Annotated in this window: 14 protein-coding genes and 1 pseudogene; 10 read left to right on the top strand and 5 right to left on the bottom strand. The window is 60.1% G+C overall.

Going from position 1 to position 14,837, the window contains the following annotated elements; genetic code table 11:
• Positions 1 to 11 precede the first annotated feature (11 nt).
• The 7 genes from BGC09_RS01470 to BGC09_RS01440 all read left to right on the top strand — a co-directional run bounded on the left by BGC09_RS01470 (position 12) and on the right by BGC09_RS01440 (position 5,742).
• On the top strand, positions 12 to 500 hold the full coding sequence (locus BGC09_RS01470; protein WP_069801428.1) for a hypothetical protein: 489 nt from the start codon (positions 12 to 14) through the stop codon (positions 498 to 500).
• A 109-nt stretch (positions 501 to 609) separates the two neighbouring features.
• Positions 610 to 1,185 carry an alkaline shock response membrane anchor protein AmaP gene (amaP, locus tag BGC09_RS01465; RefSeq protein WP_069801427.1) on the top strand — a complete coding sequence of 192 codons (576 nt, stop codon included), beginning with the start codon at positions 610 to 612 and terminating at the stop codon, positions 1,183 to 1,185.
• Between the two features lie 117 nt (positions 1,186 to 1,302).
• Positions 1,303 to 1,497, top strand: a complete 195-nt coding sequence (locus tag BGC09_RS01460; protein WP_069801426.1) for a DUF2273 domain-containing protein — start codon at positions 1,303 to 1,305, stop codon at positions 1,495 to 1,497.
• A gap of 301 nt (positions 1,498 to 1,798) precedes the next feature.
• Complete coding sequence (locus BGC09_RS01455) at positions 1,799 to 2,491, top strand: sigma-70 family RNA polymerase sigma factor (protein ID WP_069801425.1); 693 nt, start codon at positions 1,799 to 1,801, stop codon at positions 2,489 to 2,491.
• Complete coding sequence (locus BGC09_RS01450; RefSeq protein ID WP_069801424.1) at positions 2,488 to 2,868, top strand: anti-sigma factor family protein; 381 nt, start codon at positions 2,488 to 2,490, stop codon at positions 2,866 to 2,868. The genes BGC09_RS01455 and BGC09_RS01450 overlap by 4 nt, the downstream gene beginning before the upstream one ends.
• Before the next feature lie 201 nt (positions 2,869 to 3,069).
• Positions 3,070 to 4,029 carry a mechanosensitive ion channel family protein gene (locus BGC09_RS01445; RefSeq protein ID WP_069801423.1) on the top strand — a complete coding sequence of 320 codons (960 nt, stop codon included), beginning with the start codon at positions 3,070 to 3,072 and terminating at the stop codon, positions 4,027 to 4,029.
• Positions 4,030 to 4,140: 111 nt separating this feature from the next.
• Positions 4,141 to 5,742 carry a PAS domain-containing sensor histidine kinase gene (locus BGC09_RS01440; protein WP_069801422.1) on the top strand — a complete coding sequence of 534 codons (1,602 nt, stop codon included), beginning with the start codon at positions 4,141 to 4,143 and terminating at the stop codon, positions 5,740 to 5,742.
• Between the two features lie 420 nt (positions 5,743 to 6,162).
• Here the strand turns inward: BGC09_RS01440 and BGC09_RS01435 are convergent, their stop codons facing one another.
• The 4 genes from BGC09_RS01435 to BGC09_RS01420 all read right to left on the bottom strand — a co-directional run bounded on the left by BGC09_RS01435 (position 6,163) and on the right by BGC09_RS01420 (position 10,420).
• Positions 6,163 to 6,936, bottom strand: a complete 774-nt coding sequence (locus BGC09_RS01435) for a 3-hydroxyacyl-CoA dehydrogenase (protein ID WP_069801421.1) — start codon at positions 6,934 to 6,936, stop codon at positions 6,163 to 6,165.
• A 211-nt stretch (positions 6,937 to 7,147) separates the two neighbouring features.
• Positions 7,148 to 8,776 carry an FAD-binding oxidoreductase gene (locus tag BGC09_RS01430; protein WP_069801420.1) on the bottom strand — a complete coding sequence of 543 codons (1,629 nt, stop codon included), beginning with the start codon at positions 8,774 to 8,776 and terminating at the stop codon, positions 7,148 to 7,150.
• A 112-nt stretch (positions 8,777 to 8,888) separates the two neighbouring features.
• Positions 8,889 to 9,995: a DUF1648 domain-containing protein gene (locus BGC09_RS01425; RefSeq protein ID WP_069801419.1), complete on the bottom strand. Its 1,107-nt coding sequence runs from the start codon at positions 9,993 to 9,995 to the stop codon at positions 8,889 to 8,891.
• Between the two features lie 56 nt (positions 9,996 to 10,051).
• On the bottom strand, positions 10,052 to 10,420 hold the full coding sequence (locus tag BGC09_RS01420) for a GntR family transcriptional regulator (protein ID WP_069801418.1): 369 nt from the start codon (positions 10,418 to 10,420) through the stop codon (positions 10,052 to 10,054).
• A 103-nt stretch (positions 10,421 to 10,523) separates the two neighbouring features.
• On the opposite strand from BGC09_RS01420, the pseudogene BGC09_RS23195 reads away from it, so the two are divergent.
• Positions 10,524 to 11,078, top strand: a pseudogene (locus tag BGC09_RS23195) (CPBP family intramembrane glutamic endopeptidase).
• Between the two features lie 126 nt (positions 11,079 to 11,204).
• Here the strand turns inward: BGC09_RS23195 and BGC09_RS01405 are convergent.
• Complete coding sequence (locus BGC09_RS01405) at positions 11,205 to 12,074, bottom strand: CHRD domain-containing protein (protein ID WP_069801415.1); 870 nt, start codon at positions 12,072 to 12,074, stop codon at positions 11,205 to 11,207.
• A gap of 246 nt (positions 12,075 to 12,320) precedes the next feature.
• On the opposite strand from BGC09_RS01405, the gene BGC09_RS01400 reads away from it, so the two are divergent.
• Both BGC09_RS01400 and BGC09_RS01395 read left to right on the top strand, forming a co-directional pair.
• A complete protein-coding gene (locus tag BGC09_RS01400) occupies positions 12,321 to 12,827 on the top strand; it encodes a MarR family winged helix-turn-helix transcriptional regulator (protein WP_069801414.1) in 507 nt (168 codons plus the stop codon).
• Positions 12,824 to 14,827, top strand: a complete 2,004-nt coding sequence (locus BGC09_RS01395; protein ID WP_084657823.1) for a chloride channel protein — start codon at positions 12,824 to 12,826, stop codon at positions 14,825 to 14,827. Before BGC09_RS01400 ends, BGC09_RS01395 begins: the two co-directional genes overlap by 4 nt.
• Positions 14,828 to 14,837: the final 10 nt, after the last annotated feature.

Raw genomic sequence — 14,837 nt, 5'->3', positions numbered from 1 at the left:
TGGCCAGGGGTATGACTGAGCAGCAAGCGGCCCAGAAGAGCGTTGACGATCTCTCGCTGGCACGGGCAGTGGCAGAGGCAGTTTGTCAAATTCCAGCGGTGCTAGAGCTAAGCGCGGGTCGCTTCGCCCGTGAAGGTACCTATGGTCCTGGCGAGTTTGTGCGTGGGGTTGTTTTGCAACGCCCCACGCCCGACTCGCTGGAGGTTGAGGTCCGGGTGGTGTTGGCCGAGCAGGCTCTACGCAGTTTCCCAGTGCAGCGCGATGGCCACTACTCCACTCAGAGTGGTGGCCCTGCCGGCGCTGGGGGGAGCGCTGGCTCTCAGCCTCAGTGGCGTCCACATCCGTCCAGCGCTAGCAGCGGCGGCAGCAGCAGCGGGAGCCATGCGCTCTCTCTGTTGGAGTTGAGCGAGCAGATCCGCACTGCGGTCAAGCGCGCGCTTGCGCAGGCCGGACAACAGCCTGCACGAATGATTCATGTCTTCTTCGACGATGTGCGCTAAGGGCTGTCTGTGTAATGTGCGCTCCCACTCTCTCGCTTCCTGCAAGCCGACGAGTGGGAACGCCGTTCCTCTCTGCTTTCTTGCTTGTCTGCTTACTTGAGGAAGTGCTATGAGAAATATATTCAATCGCCTGTTGATCTTGCTTTTGAGCCTGGTGGCTTTGGCGGCAGGGATTGTACTCATCTTGCTGGAAGCGGGGCTGGTCACCGCAGCTCAGGTTAGCCCTGGTGGCTTCTTACAGCGGCAGTGGGAGTTCTTGAGCCATCTTAACCAGGCCGATGCTACTACCGCGACCTTCGTGGGAATAGGTCTGGCACTGGTCGGTCTGATCCTGCTCATCGTGGAGCTACTGCCGGGTAAGCGCCCACCAGCACAATTCGTCATCCAGCACGATAGCCGCGGCATGGTTGCTGTGACACGCAGTAGCGTCAATGAGCTGGTGCGTTATGTTGCCGGGACGGTGCCAGGCATCCTGGAAACTCGTGGCGCTGTGCGCCAGGAGCAACAGGGCCTGCGCGTGCGCGTTCAAGCAGCGATTTCTCCAGATGCGGCAGCCCCAGAGGTGGGCAAAACGCTTCAGGAGAAGCTACAGCAGACTCTTCAGCATCACCTTGGCCTGCCAGTGGCGCGGGTAGAGATTGCGACGCAGGTCGCCTCTCCAGGACGTGGTAGGCGAGTCCGCTAGGGAAGGAAGGACAATGCTCCGCTCGACCAGATTGGCTGGCTGCGCTGCCGTGGCTGGTCACTTGCAGGTGAGCGAGGCATTGCGCAATGCACTGAGATGAAAGGAGGACGTGAGAAGATGACTGCTCGCACCTTGGGCCTGGTGCTAGGCTTTGCTCTCGGGGTAGTCTGGGTAGCCTTTGGCTTTGGGGCCACGCTCCTGGTTGCCGTGCTGGCCTTTCTGGGCTGGCTGGTTGGCGGCATTGTCGAGGGCCGTATTAATGTGGTGACCCTTTGGGAAGATTTGCAGGGACGCCGGCGCGATCTGATCTGAGCTAAGCCGGGCCGATCATTTGCCAGCGATCGGCCATTCGGCTGCTCTCTCGCCCCGTTGTCGACTCTGCCCTGGCATGGCCGCCAGGAACTGCACTGCTTCTGCTTTTCGTTCCATTGCCTCGCCCCTCGCCTGGCTGGCGCTCAGCTTAGGAGAGCGGAGCCAGGAAGGTCAGGCAAGCTCAACCCACGTGTGCTGGCTGCTTGTTCCGCCTGGAAGAAGGGAACGATGAGCCAGCCAAGCCGACAGTCCTCTCTGGTGTGGGCGGCCATGCCTGCTCTTTTGCAGGTGGAATACGTCCTTGGACGAGAGCATGCTTAGCGATGCCGCTCTGGTGATGCGCTGCCAGCGCGAGCTGCCTGAGATCACGCGCAGTTTCGAGGAACTGGTTCGGCGCTATACCCAGCGCATCTATACCCTGGTCTATCGGATCGTCGCCAACCGCGAAGAAGCGGAGGATATCACGCAGGATGTCTTGCTCAAAGCGTACTACTCCTTACCCCAGCTTAAGCATCCCGCCCAGTTTTCAACGTGGCTGTATCGTATGGCAACCAACGCCGCACTGGACTCGCTGGAGCGCCGCCGGCGCCATCCCTGGGCCTCTCCCATTGAGCAGGTTCCAGAGCCGCTGCAGCCGTCGCCAGCAGCAACGGTCGCCCTGGCTCATCCCGAGGAGCAGCTCCTGCGAAATGAGCTGAGAGATTGTATTAATACCGTTCTCTGTACGTTGGAGCGAGAGCAAGCTCAGATCCTTGTGATGCGAGAGCTGGAAGAGCTGAGCTACGACGATATAGCGCGCGTGCTCGAGGTGAGCCTGGGCGCCATCAAAATGCGTCTGCATCGGGCCAGGCTGGCCTTCCAGCGTCTCTTTCTCAAGCTCTGTGGGCAGTATGCGCGGGTGGTACGCTCCCGCCCTCGGCCAGAGCGCTCAGGGCAACGACGTCCTCCGCAGCAGGCTCAGCAGCAGCGGAAGAGAGGAGAGGAGCAGCCATGAATTGTGACGAACTGCGATCCCTTCTTCCAGAGTTGGTCGATGGCCGCTTGTCCCCAGCCCAGCAAGCTGAGGCCCGGGCAGCGCTGGCTGTTTGTCCAGATTGTCGCCGCGAATTCGAGATCGCGCGCCAGGTCCATGTCTTTTTTCAGGTCCTGCGGCAGCGTGAAGGGGCGGCCCCTCTGTCTGCCAACCTGGAGCGACGGGTCCTGTCTCGTCTCCATCAAGAGCGCTGCAGCCTGGAGCTGCTCGACCTCTCGGCCCTGGCCCTGACCACCTGGCTCAGAGAGTTGCTGCACATGCTCGGCGCCTTTCTGGTCCCAGATTGGGAGAGTAACGAGGGAGCTGCCTCTGTGCAGGTCGAGCCAGGACCTTCATAAGCCAGCCACCAGCACTCTGCGATGCGCTCTCTGTCCGTCTGCAGGCCGGTCGCTTTGGTTCACCCCTACCTGGCGCTGAGCCGAGCCAGACAGGACAGCCGGACAGAGAGCCGCAGGTGCCCGGTTCAGCAAAGATGGCCTCTGTGATTGAGCACCCTGGTCTGCGTCAACCTGGAAAGAAGAAGAAGAAGAAGAGAGGCAATGAGTATCCAACCGGTCATCGATAGCCTGAGCAAGACGCTGCTGGAGATTGCTTCATTCGTCCCTCGCTTGATTAATAGCCTGTTACTGCTGGCCATCGGCTATGTGATTAGCCTGCTGGTGCGCTGGGGACTGCGCTTCTTCCTGGATCATCTGGGAGTGCAGCAGCTCGGTGAGCGCCTCGGCTTTGCCGCTTTTTTACGCCGACTGGGCCTTTCGCCTTCGGTGCCGCGCTTCCTGGCGAATGCGGTTTTCTTCTTCCTGCTGCTGAGCTTCTTTACATCAGCTGCTCGCTTGCTTGAATTCATCAGCTTAGTTGATTTTTTGGATGCTATTCTGCATTTTGTACCGCGCGCCATCAGCGCTGCCTTGTTGGTGTTGCTTGGCGGCCTGGGAGCGCGCTTTCTGGCTGCAACCGTGGCGGCCCTGGCTCGCAGTGTCAATATTGGCTACAGCCGCCTCCTGGCTTCGTTGGTGGAGTACGTTCTACTGGCATTCCTGGTGATCATCGCTATTTCGCTGCTCGGCATCGATACGACGGTGCTGACGACGAGCTTTACGATTCTGCTGGCAGCTCTGGGCCTGGCTATCGCTTTGAGCTTTGGCTTTGGCTCACAGGAGGCGGCACGCAATATTATTGCCGGCTACTATATTCGCCGCCATTTCTCTCCCGCGCAGGAGCTGCGCTTCGGCAGATACCGGGGACGCTTTCAGGCTACTTCGGGCATGTATACGACCCTGGAGGTGAGCGACGAAGCGGGTCAGACACGCTTGCTCTCGGTCCCTAATACGGTCTTCCTGCGCCAGATTATTCTAGGCGGGCCGGCTGGCCCAATGCCTGGCACCGCTGAGGTCGACGGCCCCCCGGAAGGGGAACCGGGACCACCTTCTGCTCCTCCTTCTCCCTCATCTGCTGAGACCCCACCTCCGCCAGGCACTGTGGATGAGCACGAGCGGTGAGATAGTGAGGAGCAGCAAGCTAGAGAGAATCCCCAAAGAGCGCAAATAGTGGCATAATTAAGAACGTTGTGACTCGGATTCAGATCGATCAGGAAAAGAGGAGTAGCCGCAATGACTGGAACCTTTCCGGAGGAGGGTCCTCCCGCCAGGGGACCTTCTATCGAGCAACTGCTTCAGGAGAACCATACTCGCGAGGTTATTGATAATAGCCCCGACTGTATCAAGTTGCTCGACCACGAGGGCCACTTGCTCTGGCTCAACCGCGGTGGTATACGGGCTTTGGAGATCGAGGATGTGGCCAGCTGCCTCAATAGCGAGTGGGTGACTTTCTGGTCAGGCGAGGGTCGCCGCCTGGCCGAGCAGGCCCTGGCAGAGGCCCGCTCTGGACGGGTGGGACACTTTGAAGGCTTCTGTCCTACTATGAAGGGCACTCCACGCTGGTGGCAGGTGACAATTACCCCTTTCCTTGACCACGAAGGGCGCATTTCTTGCTTGCTGGCAATTTCGCGCGATATCACGGAGCGCAAGCAGGCTGAGGCAGCGCTTAAGGCCAGTGAGGAGCGCTTCCGCAGCCTGGCTGAGCATGCCCCTATCATTATTTGGCAAACCGATACAACGGGAGCCGCTGTCTATTTCAATTCGACCTGGCAGCAGTTTACTGGGCGGTCATTCGAGCAGTGTCAGGGCTGGCAGTGGACCGCTGCGCTTCATCCCTCTGATCGCCGGCGCGTCCTGGAACACTGGCAGATGGCTTTGACAGCTCAGCAGCCTTACGAGACCCAGTTTCGCTTGTTGGGTGCCGATGGCGAGTATCACGATATGCTGGTCCGTACCGCCCCTTACAGCGATGCCAGTCTCTCGTTCGCCGGCTATATCGGTACTATGCTTGACATTAGCAAGCAAACAGCTCTGGAGCGCCAGCGGGATGCTTTCTTGAGCCTGGCAACTCATGAGTTAAAGACACCGCTGACGGCTCTGCTGGGTAATATCCAGCTTGCACGCCGCTTGCTGCAGCGTCTGGCAAGCGCGGCTAATCTGGATGAAGAGACTCGACTGCAGCTTTTTGAACAGGCTCAGGGACTGCTAGAGCGGGGCGAGCAACATCTACGCCGCCAGAACCGCTTGATTAATGACCTACTGGAAATGTCGCGTAACCAGGACGAGCGGCTGGAGCTGCGCCTGGCTCATTGGGACCTGGTGGAGATCGTGCGCGAGACGGTGCAGGATCTGCAGCTGGCTTTCCCACAGCGTGTGATCAGTCTCAAATTACCAGAGAAGGAGCCTCTCTTCGTTTATGTCGATCGTGATCGCATTGAGCAGGTTGTCCATAATTATCTCACTAATGCACTAAAGTACTCGCCTCCCGAGGAACCGATTGAGGTGGGTGTGGAGCGCAACGATATTGTGGCACGCTGTTGGGTGTGCGATGCCGGACCTGGCTTGCCTGATGAGGCCCGCGAGCATATCTGGGAGCGCTTCTATCAGGTGCCCGGTATTCGACCCTACCAGAACGCCGGGGCCAGCCTGGGACTCGGCCTTTATATCAGCCGACGCCTCATTCAGCAGCAGGGCGGCGAGGTGGGCGTTGAGAGCCGCGAAGGGGCAGGCTCGACTTTCTGGTTTGCGCTACCGCTGGTCGCTCCACCCGAGGGACTCAGTGCCTCTACTGACGAACCTCCAGAGGACGTCGGCAGATCAGAAGGGGCTGCCTGAGAGCAGCGATGCGCCCTGAAAGCCAGAGCGTTAGAGGATCGCTGCACCTATTTCGCTTAAGCCACACGGCTTAGGTAGGAAGCAGGGCTGGGGGGCAATTGCTAGACCTGTTGAGGAGATGCGATAAGAGATAAAAGAGGTGGATTATATCTTCTACTTCTTTCTTCGATGTTTTTCGTTATCTACCTATTTCAAGATTATCTTTAAAAAGAATTCTATCGATCCCGTCATTGGTACGGGCAGGAAACGCAGCAACGATCAGCTCACGTTCCTGCTTTCTTCGCCGCTGCAGCGGTCACCCTTGCGGATCAGACCACCAGGCTCCTCTCCTCAGAGAAAAGACAGCAAGGGGCCGCTCAGCTCAAGTGCCCTCAGCACTTTCCCAGGCGGCCCCTGCTTTATAGCTCACAACTCACAACTTCAACGGATCAGGTAGGGCAGACGAATCGCTCCATCCAGGCGGATGACTTCACCGTTGAGCATCGGATTCTCAACAATATGGCGCGCCAATAAAGCATATTCCTCCGGTCTACCCAGCCGTGGCGGGAAGGGCGCCTGTTGCAGCAGAGAGACGCGCGCCGGTTCGGGAAGAGCCGCCATCAGCGGCGTGTCAAAGATGCCAGGAGCAATGGTGACGACGCGAATACCGCTGCGCGCCAGATCGCGGGCCACAGGAAGTGTCATGCCGGCAATGCCACCCTTAGAGGCTGAATAAGCAGCCTGGCCAATCTGGCCGTCGAAAGCTGCCACCGAGGCCGTATTGATAATGACTCCACGCTCTCCCTCCGCGTTCGGCTCATTATTACTCATGACCTGCGCCGCCAGACGCAGAGCGTTGAAGGTGCCGATCAGATTGACCTGAATGACACGCGTGAAGGTTTCAAGACTGTGAGGCCCCTGCTTGCCAAGGGTGCGCTCAGCCAGACCAATGCCGGCACAGTTTACAAGGATATGCAGACCGCCAAAGGCTTCTTGGGCCTCCTTGAGTGCCGCCAGAACCGAGGCTTCCTCAACAACATTCGTTGGCACAAAGCGCGCCGCAGGTCCGATCTCCTGGGCCAGCTTTTGACCACCTTCACTGTTGATGTCAGCAATGAGCACACGCGCGCCGCTTTGACTGAAGAGTCGCACACAGGCCGCCCCCAGGCCGGAGGCGCCTCCTGTCACCATGACACTTTTGCCGCTGAGTTCCACGTTGATACTCCCTTGTCTTCGCTTTTGAATTCAGGACGCTGAGCCAGCCGCTTCTCGTTTACCGCACCTTTCTTCTTTCTCGCCCCTGATTCACTCTCTCTGCACTGGCCTCTGGAGCGTCTTTGCTTGCTTTGCTCGTCCAATAGCTGCGAGCAGGGGCTGATCAGGCGCGTCGACGCTGTACCAAGGCTTCGCGTCCGCTGCACTATTACTATATCACGCCCAGGCTGACAGGCGGGTCAAGCAGCACACCTGGATTGAGCAGCCAGCGAGGGTCAAGCGTCTCCTTAGCAGCACGCAGCACCTCAGCAAAGAGGGCAGGTCGCTCACGATCGTACCAGGGGCGATGATCGCGCCCAACGGCATGATGGTGGGTAATCGTGCCGCCCTGTTCCGTCACAGCACTTAGAGCCACACGCTTGATCTCCCAGAACTGTTCCACGAGGGATGTCTTTCTGCCGAGCGCGCAGAAGGTAAAATAGGCTGCCGCCCCATCAGGATAAACATGCGTCAGACGGCAACTGACCCAGCCAGCCTTGCCCGTGACCTCGTGTATGGCCTGGGCCGTCGCGAGCCGCACCTGTTCGTACAGGTGTGAAAAGCGCTCCCAGGTCACAGCCGTCTCGAAGGTGTCAGAGATGATACCGCGCGCCGTCAAAGCCTCACGATACCAGGGCATGCGCAAGAAACGCTGGCGCCAGCGCCCCGCAGCTCCCTGGCGATGGCCCTCTCCCTCACCGCTTTCGCTCGCTTGCGACTCCACGACCCCGCCATAATCAGCGCACAATTCGAGTGCACGCCGCAGCCAGGGATCAAGCGCATGGTCTGCCGACTCAAAGGTCAGAATCAAAAACGCCTGCGTCCCATTGCCCAGCCCACTGCCCAGGCTCTCCAGCGGATCAAGGAGACGGCAATTGGCAGGATAGAGGCCAGCCTGAGCAATAGCGCGCACCGCCTCGCTGGCCCTGGCGAAATCTTCGAAGCGCACACTGGCCGAGGCGCGGAAGCGCGGGCGACGTCCAATGCGTACCCAGGCCCGCGTGATCAGGCCAAAGATGCCCTCGGAGCCAAGCCAGAGCCGCAACGGATCAGGTCCGGCCCCCGACGCCGGGAAACGCGGCGTGAGCACCAGGCCGCGCGGCGTGACCAGCTCGACGCTCTCAACCAGATCGTCAATGTGCGTCGCCAGCGTCGCAAAGTGGCCGCCAGCGCGGGTGGCGATCCAGCCCCCCAGGGTCGAAAATTCAAAAGACTGAGGAAAGAAACGCAACGTCCAGCCAGTGGGCCGCAACTGCTCCTCCAGTACCGGGCCGGCAGCCCCGGCCTCGATCAGCGCCACCTGTGACTGCTCGTCGATCTCCAGCACGCGCCGCATGCGCGTCAGATCAATGGTCAGCACCCGCTCCGCCCCCGACGGGGGTTCAACGCCACCCACCACGCTCGTGCCCCCACCAAAGGGGACCACAATAATATCATGGTCGTAGCACCAGTCGAGCAGGGCTACGATCTCTTGAACATCGCGAGGATAGGCCACGACGTCGGGTGGATGAGAGAAGTCGCGCGCAAAGGCCCGCGCTGAGTCGGGGAAAGAAGCGCCATAGGCATGGCGCAGTCGTTCATAAGGCTCCGTGGTACAGATGGCCGCGAGCTGAGAGGGCACACTCAGACGCGGAGGATACAGCTCAATCTCTTCGACCGTCGGCGGAGGCGTGACCTCAAAGTGATCCACGCCAAAGAAGGCCGCCCACGTTCCTTCTAACCAGTTGAGTTCCTCCTCGCTGAGGACGTCTCCCTCATAGCCCCAGCCCCAGAATTTGCGCCGTCTTGCGCTCGCGCTCATGCTTCTGCTCCTGACGCAAGAAAGACTGGGAAACCAGGGGCGGCGACCGCGAGGCCGCTCTCCCCTTCCTGATTGTAGCATACGGCCTCTCCCAGTCCTTTCCCAGGCCCCATCAGCGCGGCCCAAGCAGCAGAACCATCAACAAAACAGCGACCACTACCAGCAGGAGGGCAAGCAGCAACACAACCCCAAGCGGATGGCCTAGATTGACGGTCCAGCCTACTCCGAAGCGCCTTTCGACAAACAGAGCAGGATCATCGTGGTTGAAGTAGAAGAGGCCCGCTTTCCAGTAGCGATCATCGTCGCGCGCCACATAGTTCGTGTGCATCGCGTAGGCCCGCGCAGGCCTGGCCCTGGTCAGATAGAAGACCATCAGGCTCCCCAGTCCAAGGGGCAAAATCAACAGGATGACCACGAGCAACACACCAAGATCCGTCGGAGGAATGACTTGCGTGAGCAGCAAAAGGATCAGAAAGAAGCTCAGGTTCACGATCGCCGGCACACCAGCCAGCATATTGCTCAGCGCCTGCTGCCTGCGCTGCTGATCACGGCGCGCCTGCTCTGGGTCCGCCGGATCAAGCTGCCGTCTGCCCAAAGGCAGCGCGAGCGCCAGGCTGAGGAGCAGAATATTGAGCGCCAGGGCGAGCAGGGAGAACCAGAGCAGTTCCTCTTTTCCACCCCAGCGATCGATTTGCCCGTCAGGACCAAAATGGAGGGGAATACGCTCCGGCAGGACCGGATAACGGATGATCGTCAGCACCCAGAGCGCCACCAGCAGTAGTAGATCCAGTCCCAGCCAGAAGGGAGAGGGCCGCACACGTTGTTCGGGCACCCCAACCTCAACCGCGACCGCCTGGCGCAGGCCGCTATACCAGCCTTCTCGCTCTTTCGCGCTCCGGAGTCTGCCATGCACGAAAGCATAGAGGGCACTCGCCATGACTGCTGCCCCTAGCACTATCAGCGGCATCATGCCGATCTGCCACCGCAGAGGCAAGAACAAGGCTCCCAGTAGCAAGACCAGCAGGCCAACCAGCCCTGTCAGCAGCAACATCAGACGATAGAGACGCCGGAGCTGCCCGATCACCGGCTCGTTCACATGGGTCGGCGGGACACGTACACCGAAGGGTAAGGTAGGCGGGGTCAGGCCCGGCCAGAGCCAGAAGATGATAAGCATCCAGATGAGCATAAGAGCATTGATACAAGCGTAGAGAGCATTCATGGCTAGTGTGACTTTTCCCCTCTTTCTCCTTCCTGCTGAGCGAACGACCTGCCGGGTCATTCGCGCTCAGTCAAAGCAGCCAGCACACGCTGGCAACGCCTTACAACCTCTTCCGCAGGCACCCCCTGGGCCAGCGCCTCTGCCAGCAGCGTACGCAGGCGCGTCTCCCAGCCCTCGGCCAGGCGACCGCTTGGCTGTACCACTGCCCCCGTCTTGCGCCGCACCTGGAGGAAGCCCTCGCGCTCTAGCAGCTCGTAGGCTTTGTTGACAGTGTGCAGGTTGATGCCGAAATCGGCAGCCAATTGCCGGATCGACGGCAGCCCCGTCCCCGGCGGCAACTCGCCACGCGCAATCCCCTCAACGATCTGATCGCGAATCTGCTGATAGATCGGCTTCTCGCTCTCCGGTTCGATGAAGATCAACATCGCCAGCTCGCCTTGACTATTTGTTATAGTAATTATATAACAAATAGCACAAAGAGGCAACCCCAGACTGATAGGGGAGACAAAGAAAGGAGAGAGCGCTATCATGAAGATCTATGCTCCCACGGTTCACAGCGGGCCTCTGCCTCCGGCGCTTTGGCCCGTCCTGCTTCTGCAACTGCTCATCTTCGCCGCATTGGTTACGCCGATCCTCTGGGGGGAAGAATTTGGCTGGCGCAGCTACCTGCAGCAGCGTCTTTTCGTGGGGCGCCCGCTGCTGGCGGCGATCGTCACGGGCGTGATCTGGGGTTGCTGGCACCTGCCCCTGATTTTCGCAGGCTACGAGGGCTATCCCAATCCCTGATGGGGGTCGCTGCTGTTCATCCTTTTCACAATCGTCCTGTCGATCATCTTTGGCTGGCTGCGCCTCAGCAGCGGCAGCATCTGGGCCAGCAGCCTGGTGCACGCCGCGGCCAACACTATCGGCTTCAGCCTCAGTCTCATGCTCTTCGCTGGCAATTCGCGCTTCTTCGTAGTCGCTTACAATGGCATACTGTTCATCCTCCTGTTGGGCTGCCTGGCCTCCTGGCTCATTGCCAGCGGTTGCTTCAAGGCGGGCCAGCAGACCAGGATAGCTCCAGCTCAGGCAACAGCAGGCTGACAGAGGGGCTTCCAGCTTGCAGCGCGAGAGAGCCAGCCAGCGACAGAGCTGGTTGCCGTCGCCCAGGTCCTGACTGGCTCTGTCCGCCGCCTGCTCTCTCGGCGCGCATCTCAGGAAGCAGTGGGCTTAGATAGCGGGAAGCACATCGCCGCAGGCGATGATATCGCTATTGGCCTCCACTGAGGTGCCGCTGGTCTGATAGAGCACCAGATACCAGCCATTGGAAGGAATGGTCTTGATCCCATTGACTGTCAGGCTGGCGTCGGCCTCGCCTCGCGCATTGGCCTTCAGGGGTTGGAGATTGTAGAGTAACTGGCCCATGTTGCTGCAGCTGCCGGCATGGAGCTGGAAATCGTGGGTTGAGTCAGGGACCAGCCCACTGACTGTGACGTGCACAGCGAGCGTATGCCCCTCCAGGCGCAGCTGAGCCTGCCCCTTGATAGCCTGGTTCGGCGCAACATCTTCACCCAGAGTCACGTTGACCTGCTGCCGGCTCTTGGGCGAAGAGCTTGCCGGATTGCTGATGTCTCCACAGGAGATCGATTGAATCTGGGCCGCGGTGATCGCAGTTGGTCCGTTGTGGACGTTGATGTACCAGCCCGTGGCAGGAATACCCTGGGTCTCACCTCTAAAGACCGCTGTAATGCTGGCCTGCCCATGCTCGTCAGCACGCAGCATCGGCAGAGGATAGACAACCGGCCCCGCATGCTGACAGCTTCCTTTGTGGATGTGTGCCGGGTGGCTGGTTCCTGGCACTAAGCCCTGCATAGTGACTTTGACGGTCAGACTGTGGTCCTGCGGCGTCCAGATCAGCTGCGCCGTCCCCGTCGGCATGTGCCTGAAGACAACGCTGGCGAAGGTGGTCGTTACCGCAGTCCTGTTCGGCGCCGCACCGCTGGAAGGGGTCGCAGCCCCGCAGGCCGCCAGCATGAGGAGCAGCACTAGCCCCCCCACGGCCCCAGTCCAGGCGGTAGCTCTCGACTTGAGAGCACGCATGTTGCTTCCTCCTTTCAGAGCAAAAATATTTTTCAACTATATGAAGATATTACGGTCCTTTACTCATAAGTAGATTATAATGATCTGAACAATATGAAAGATATCAAAAAGTCAAATACAGATGCGACAGATTTCATGTTAAAGGCTACATGAAAAGCCAAAGCGCTGTGGCCTTGACAAGAGCGTCTCGCGCGCCGTAAAATTCTATCGTAACACGATATAGTTCAACCGAGAATGAGAGCGCTCATGTCAGCCAACCAGGACCCGCCCATCGACTATCAGGCTCTGGCCGAATTCCGCTATCAGATCCGGCGCTTCCTGCGCTTCAGCGAGCAGGTGGCGCGTGAAGCCGGCCTGGAGCCACAACACTATCAGCTGCTCCTAGCCCTCAAGGGGCTGCCCGAAGGACGCAAGGCCACCATCACCGAGCTCGCCGAGCGGCTGCAGATCCAGCATCACAGCGCCGTTGAGCTGATCAACCGTCTGGCGGAGCGCGGCCTGGTGCAGAAACAACGCGATGCCCTCGATCAGCGTCAGGTCATACTCTCGCTCACCCCTCGCGGCGAAGAGGTGCTGCGGACGCTGGCCGCCTATCACCGGGCCGAGCTGCAGATCGTTGGGCCGGCGCTGGTCGCTGCGCTGCAGGCCATTCTTACGGACAGCGTCCTGGCTGGTGTGCCACAGGAGCGTGAGCCTCGTCACCAGCCTGCGAATCAAGAGGGCCACGTGGCTCAAGAGGATGAACAACGATGATTGAGCGTGACCTTGTAGGGGATTTGACGGGACAGCTCTCCACTGGGGCTGGGGTAGGGCGTCAGCTGGGGGAGCGGCGAGCGGGTCGCTGGCAGACTTTGCTTCAGACCTTGAAGGGCGAGGACCCGGAAGAAGACGGCAGTGGGCGCCTGGGCGACTTTACCACAACACCGCGTGTGATTCCCATCACGCTCCTGGCCATTGCCATTGGTGCCCTGGGGGCGATTGTCGCTCTCGTCTTACTACGGCTCATCGGTTTATTTACCAATCTCTTCTTCTACCAGCGCTTCGACACCTCCCTGACCTCGCCGGCGGGCAACCGCCTTGGCCTTTTCGAGGTGCTGGTGCCGGTCATTGGCGCCCTGATCATCGGTCTCATGGCGCGCTACGGTTCTGAGCGCATTCGTGGCCACGGTATCCCTGAAGCTATTGAGGCGATTCTTATTAACGGGAGCCGTGTGCAGCCGCGTATCGCCTTTCTCAAGCCGCTCTCTTCAGCCATCTCGATCGGCTCCGGCGGCCCTTTTGGTGCAGAGGGACCCATTATTATGACCGGAGGAGCGTTCGGCTCGATGATCGCTCAACTCTTCCACCTGAGCAGCGCCGAACGCAAGACGCTGCTTGTCGCGGGAGCAGCGGCAGGGATGTCGGCCACCTTCGCCTCACCAGTGGCAGCGGTCCTGCTTGCCGTGGAACTGCTCCTTTTCGAATGGAAGCCACGCAGCCTGATTCCTGTGGCCCTGGCCAGCGCCACAGCTGCGGTCTTGCGGCGCTATCTGATCGGTCTGGGGCCGCTCTTTCCAACGCCGCCCCATCCGGCCTTCATTGGTCCCCAGGCCATGCTCTGCTGCCTTGTAGTTGGGCTGCTGGCCGGGGCGCTCTCGGCCCTGTTAACGGTAGCGGTCTATGCTTCAGAAGATGCCTTTCGCAAGTTGCCCATCCACTGGATGTGGTGGCCAGCCATCGGCGGCCTGGCCATCGGCCTGGGCGGACTGATCTTTCCCCAGGCTTTAGGTGTAGGCTACGACACGATCAGTGCCCTTCTCCAGGGCACCGTCCCTTTGACCATCATCCTGGGTATTCTGCTGGTCAAGTCAGCGATCTGGGCGCTCTCGCTCGGCTCGGGCACCTCCGGCGGCGTGCTGGCTCCTCTCCTCCTGATGGGTGGTGCCCTTGGAGGGCTGCTGACGCCCTTGCTGCCCGCTGAGGGACCGGGCTTCTGGTCCCTTGTGAGCATGGGGGCCATCCTCGGCGGGACGATGCGCTCGCCTTTTACCGGGATCATCTTCATGCTGGAGCTAACCCACGATGTGAACGCCTTGCTCCCGCTGCTGATCGCAGTGACTACAGCCCACGCCTTTACGGTCCTGGTGATGCGACGCTCCATCCTGACGGAGAAGGTCAGTCGCCGCGGCTACCACCTGACGCGCGAGTACTCCATCGATCCTTTGGAAATCATCTTTATCCGCGAAGTGATGCGCACGAGCGTGGTGGCGCTGCCAGCTTCGCTGCCCCAGCAGGAGCTGCTACAATCGCTGAGACATGCCTCCCATCAGCATGGCCAGCGCCTCTATCCTTTGATCGACGAGCAAGAACGCCTCGTCGGGGTGCTGACGCGGCGCGATTTGGAACTGCTCGCTCGCGAGGAGCAGTCGGAACAACAGGATGGGCGCTTGTTGGCTCAGGCCATTCGACGTCAGCCGGTCATCTGCCACCCCGATGAGCCGTTGCGTCCAGTGGCCTATCGCATGGCCGCCACTGGCCTGACACGCCTGCCGGTAGTCGAGCGCGCGAGTGGCCGTCTCGTTGGTCTGGTTTCGATCGGTGATCTGTTGCAGGCGCGGGTACGCACACTGATCGAGGAGCGACAGCGGGAGCGCGTCCTGCGCATCCGTCTGCTTCTCCCCTTCGGGTCGCGGCTGCGCGCCTTGCGCTTGCGTGAGGAACATCTGGCCACCCCCGACCAGGAAAGCAGTGAGGGGGAGCGAACATCACTCTGACGGCTGGGCA

It is taken from the genome of Thermogemmatispora onikobensis (assembly GCF_001748285.1).
Classification (GTDB): domain Bacteria; phylum Chloroflexota; class Ktedonobacteria; order Ktedonobacterales; family Ktedonobacteraceae; genus Thermogemmatispora; species Thermogemmatispora onikobensis.
This window is presented reverse-complemented; position numbering and strand designations above follow the sequence as displayed.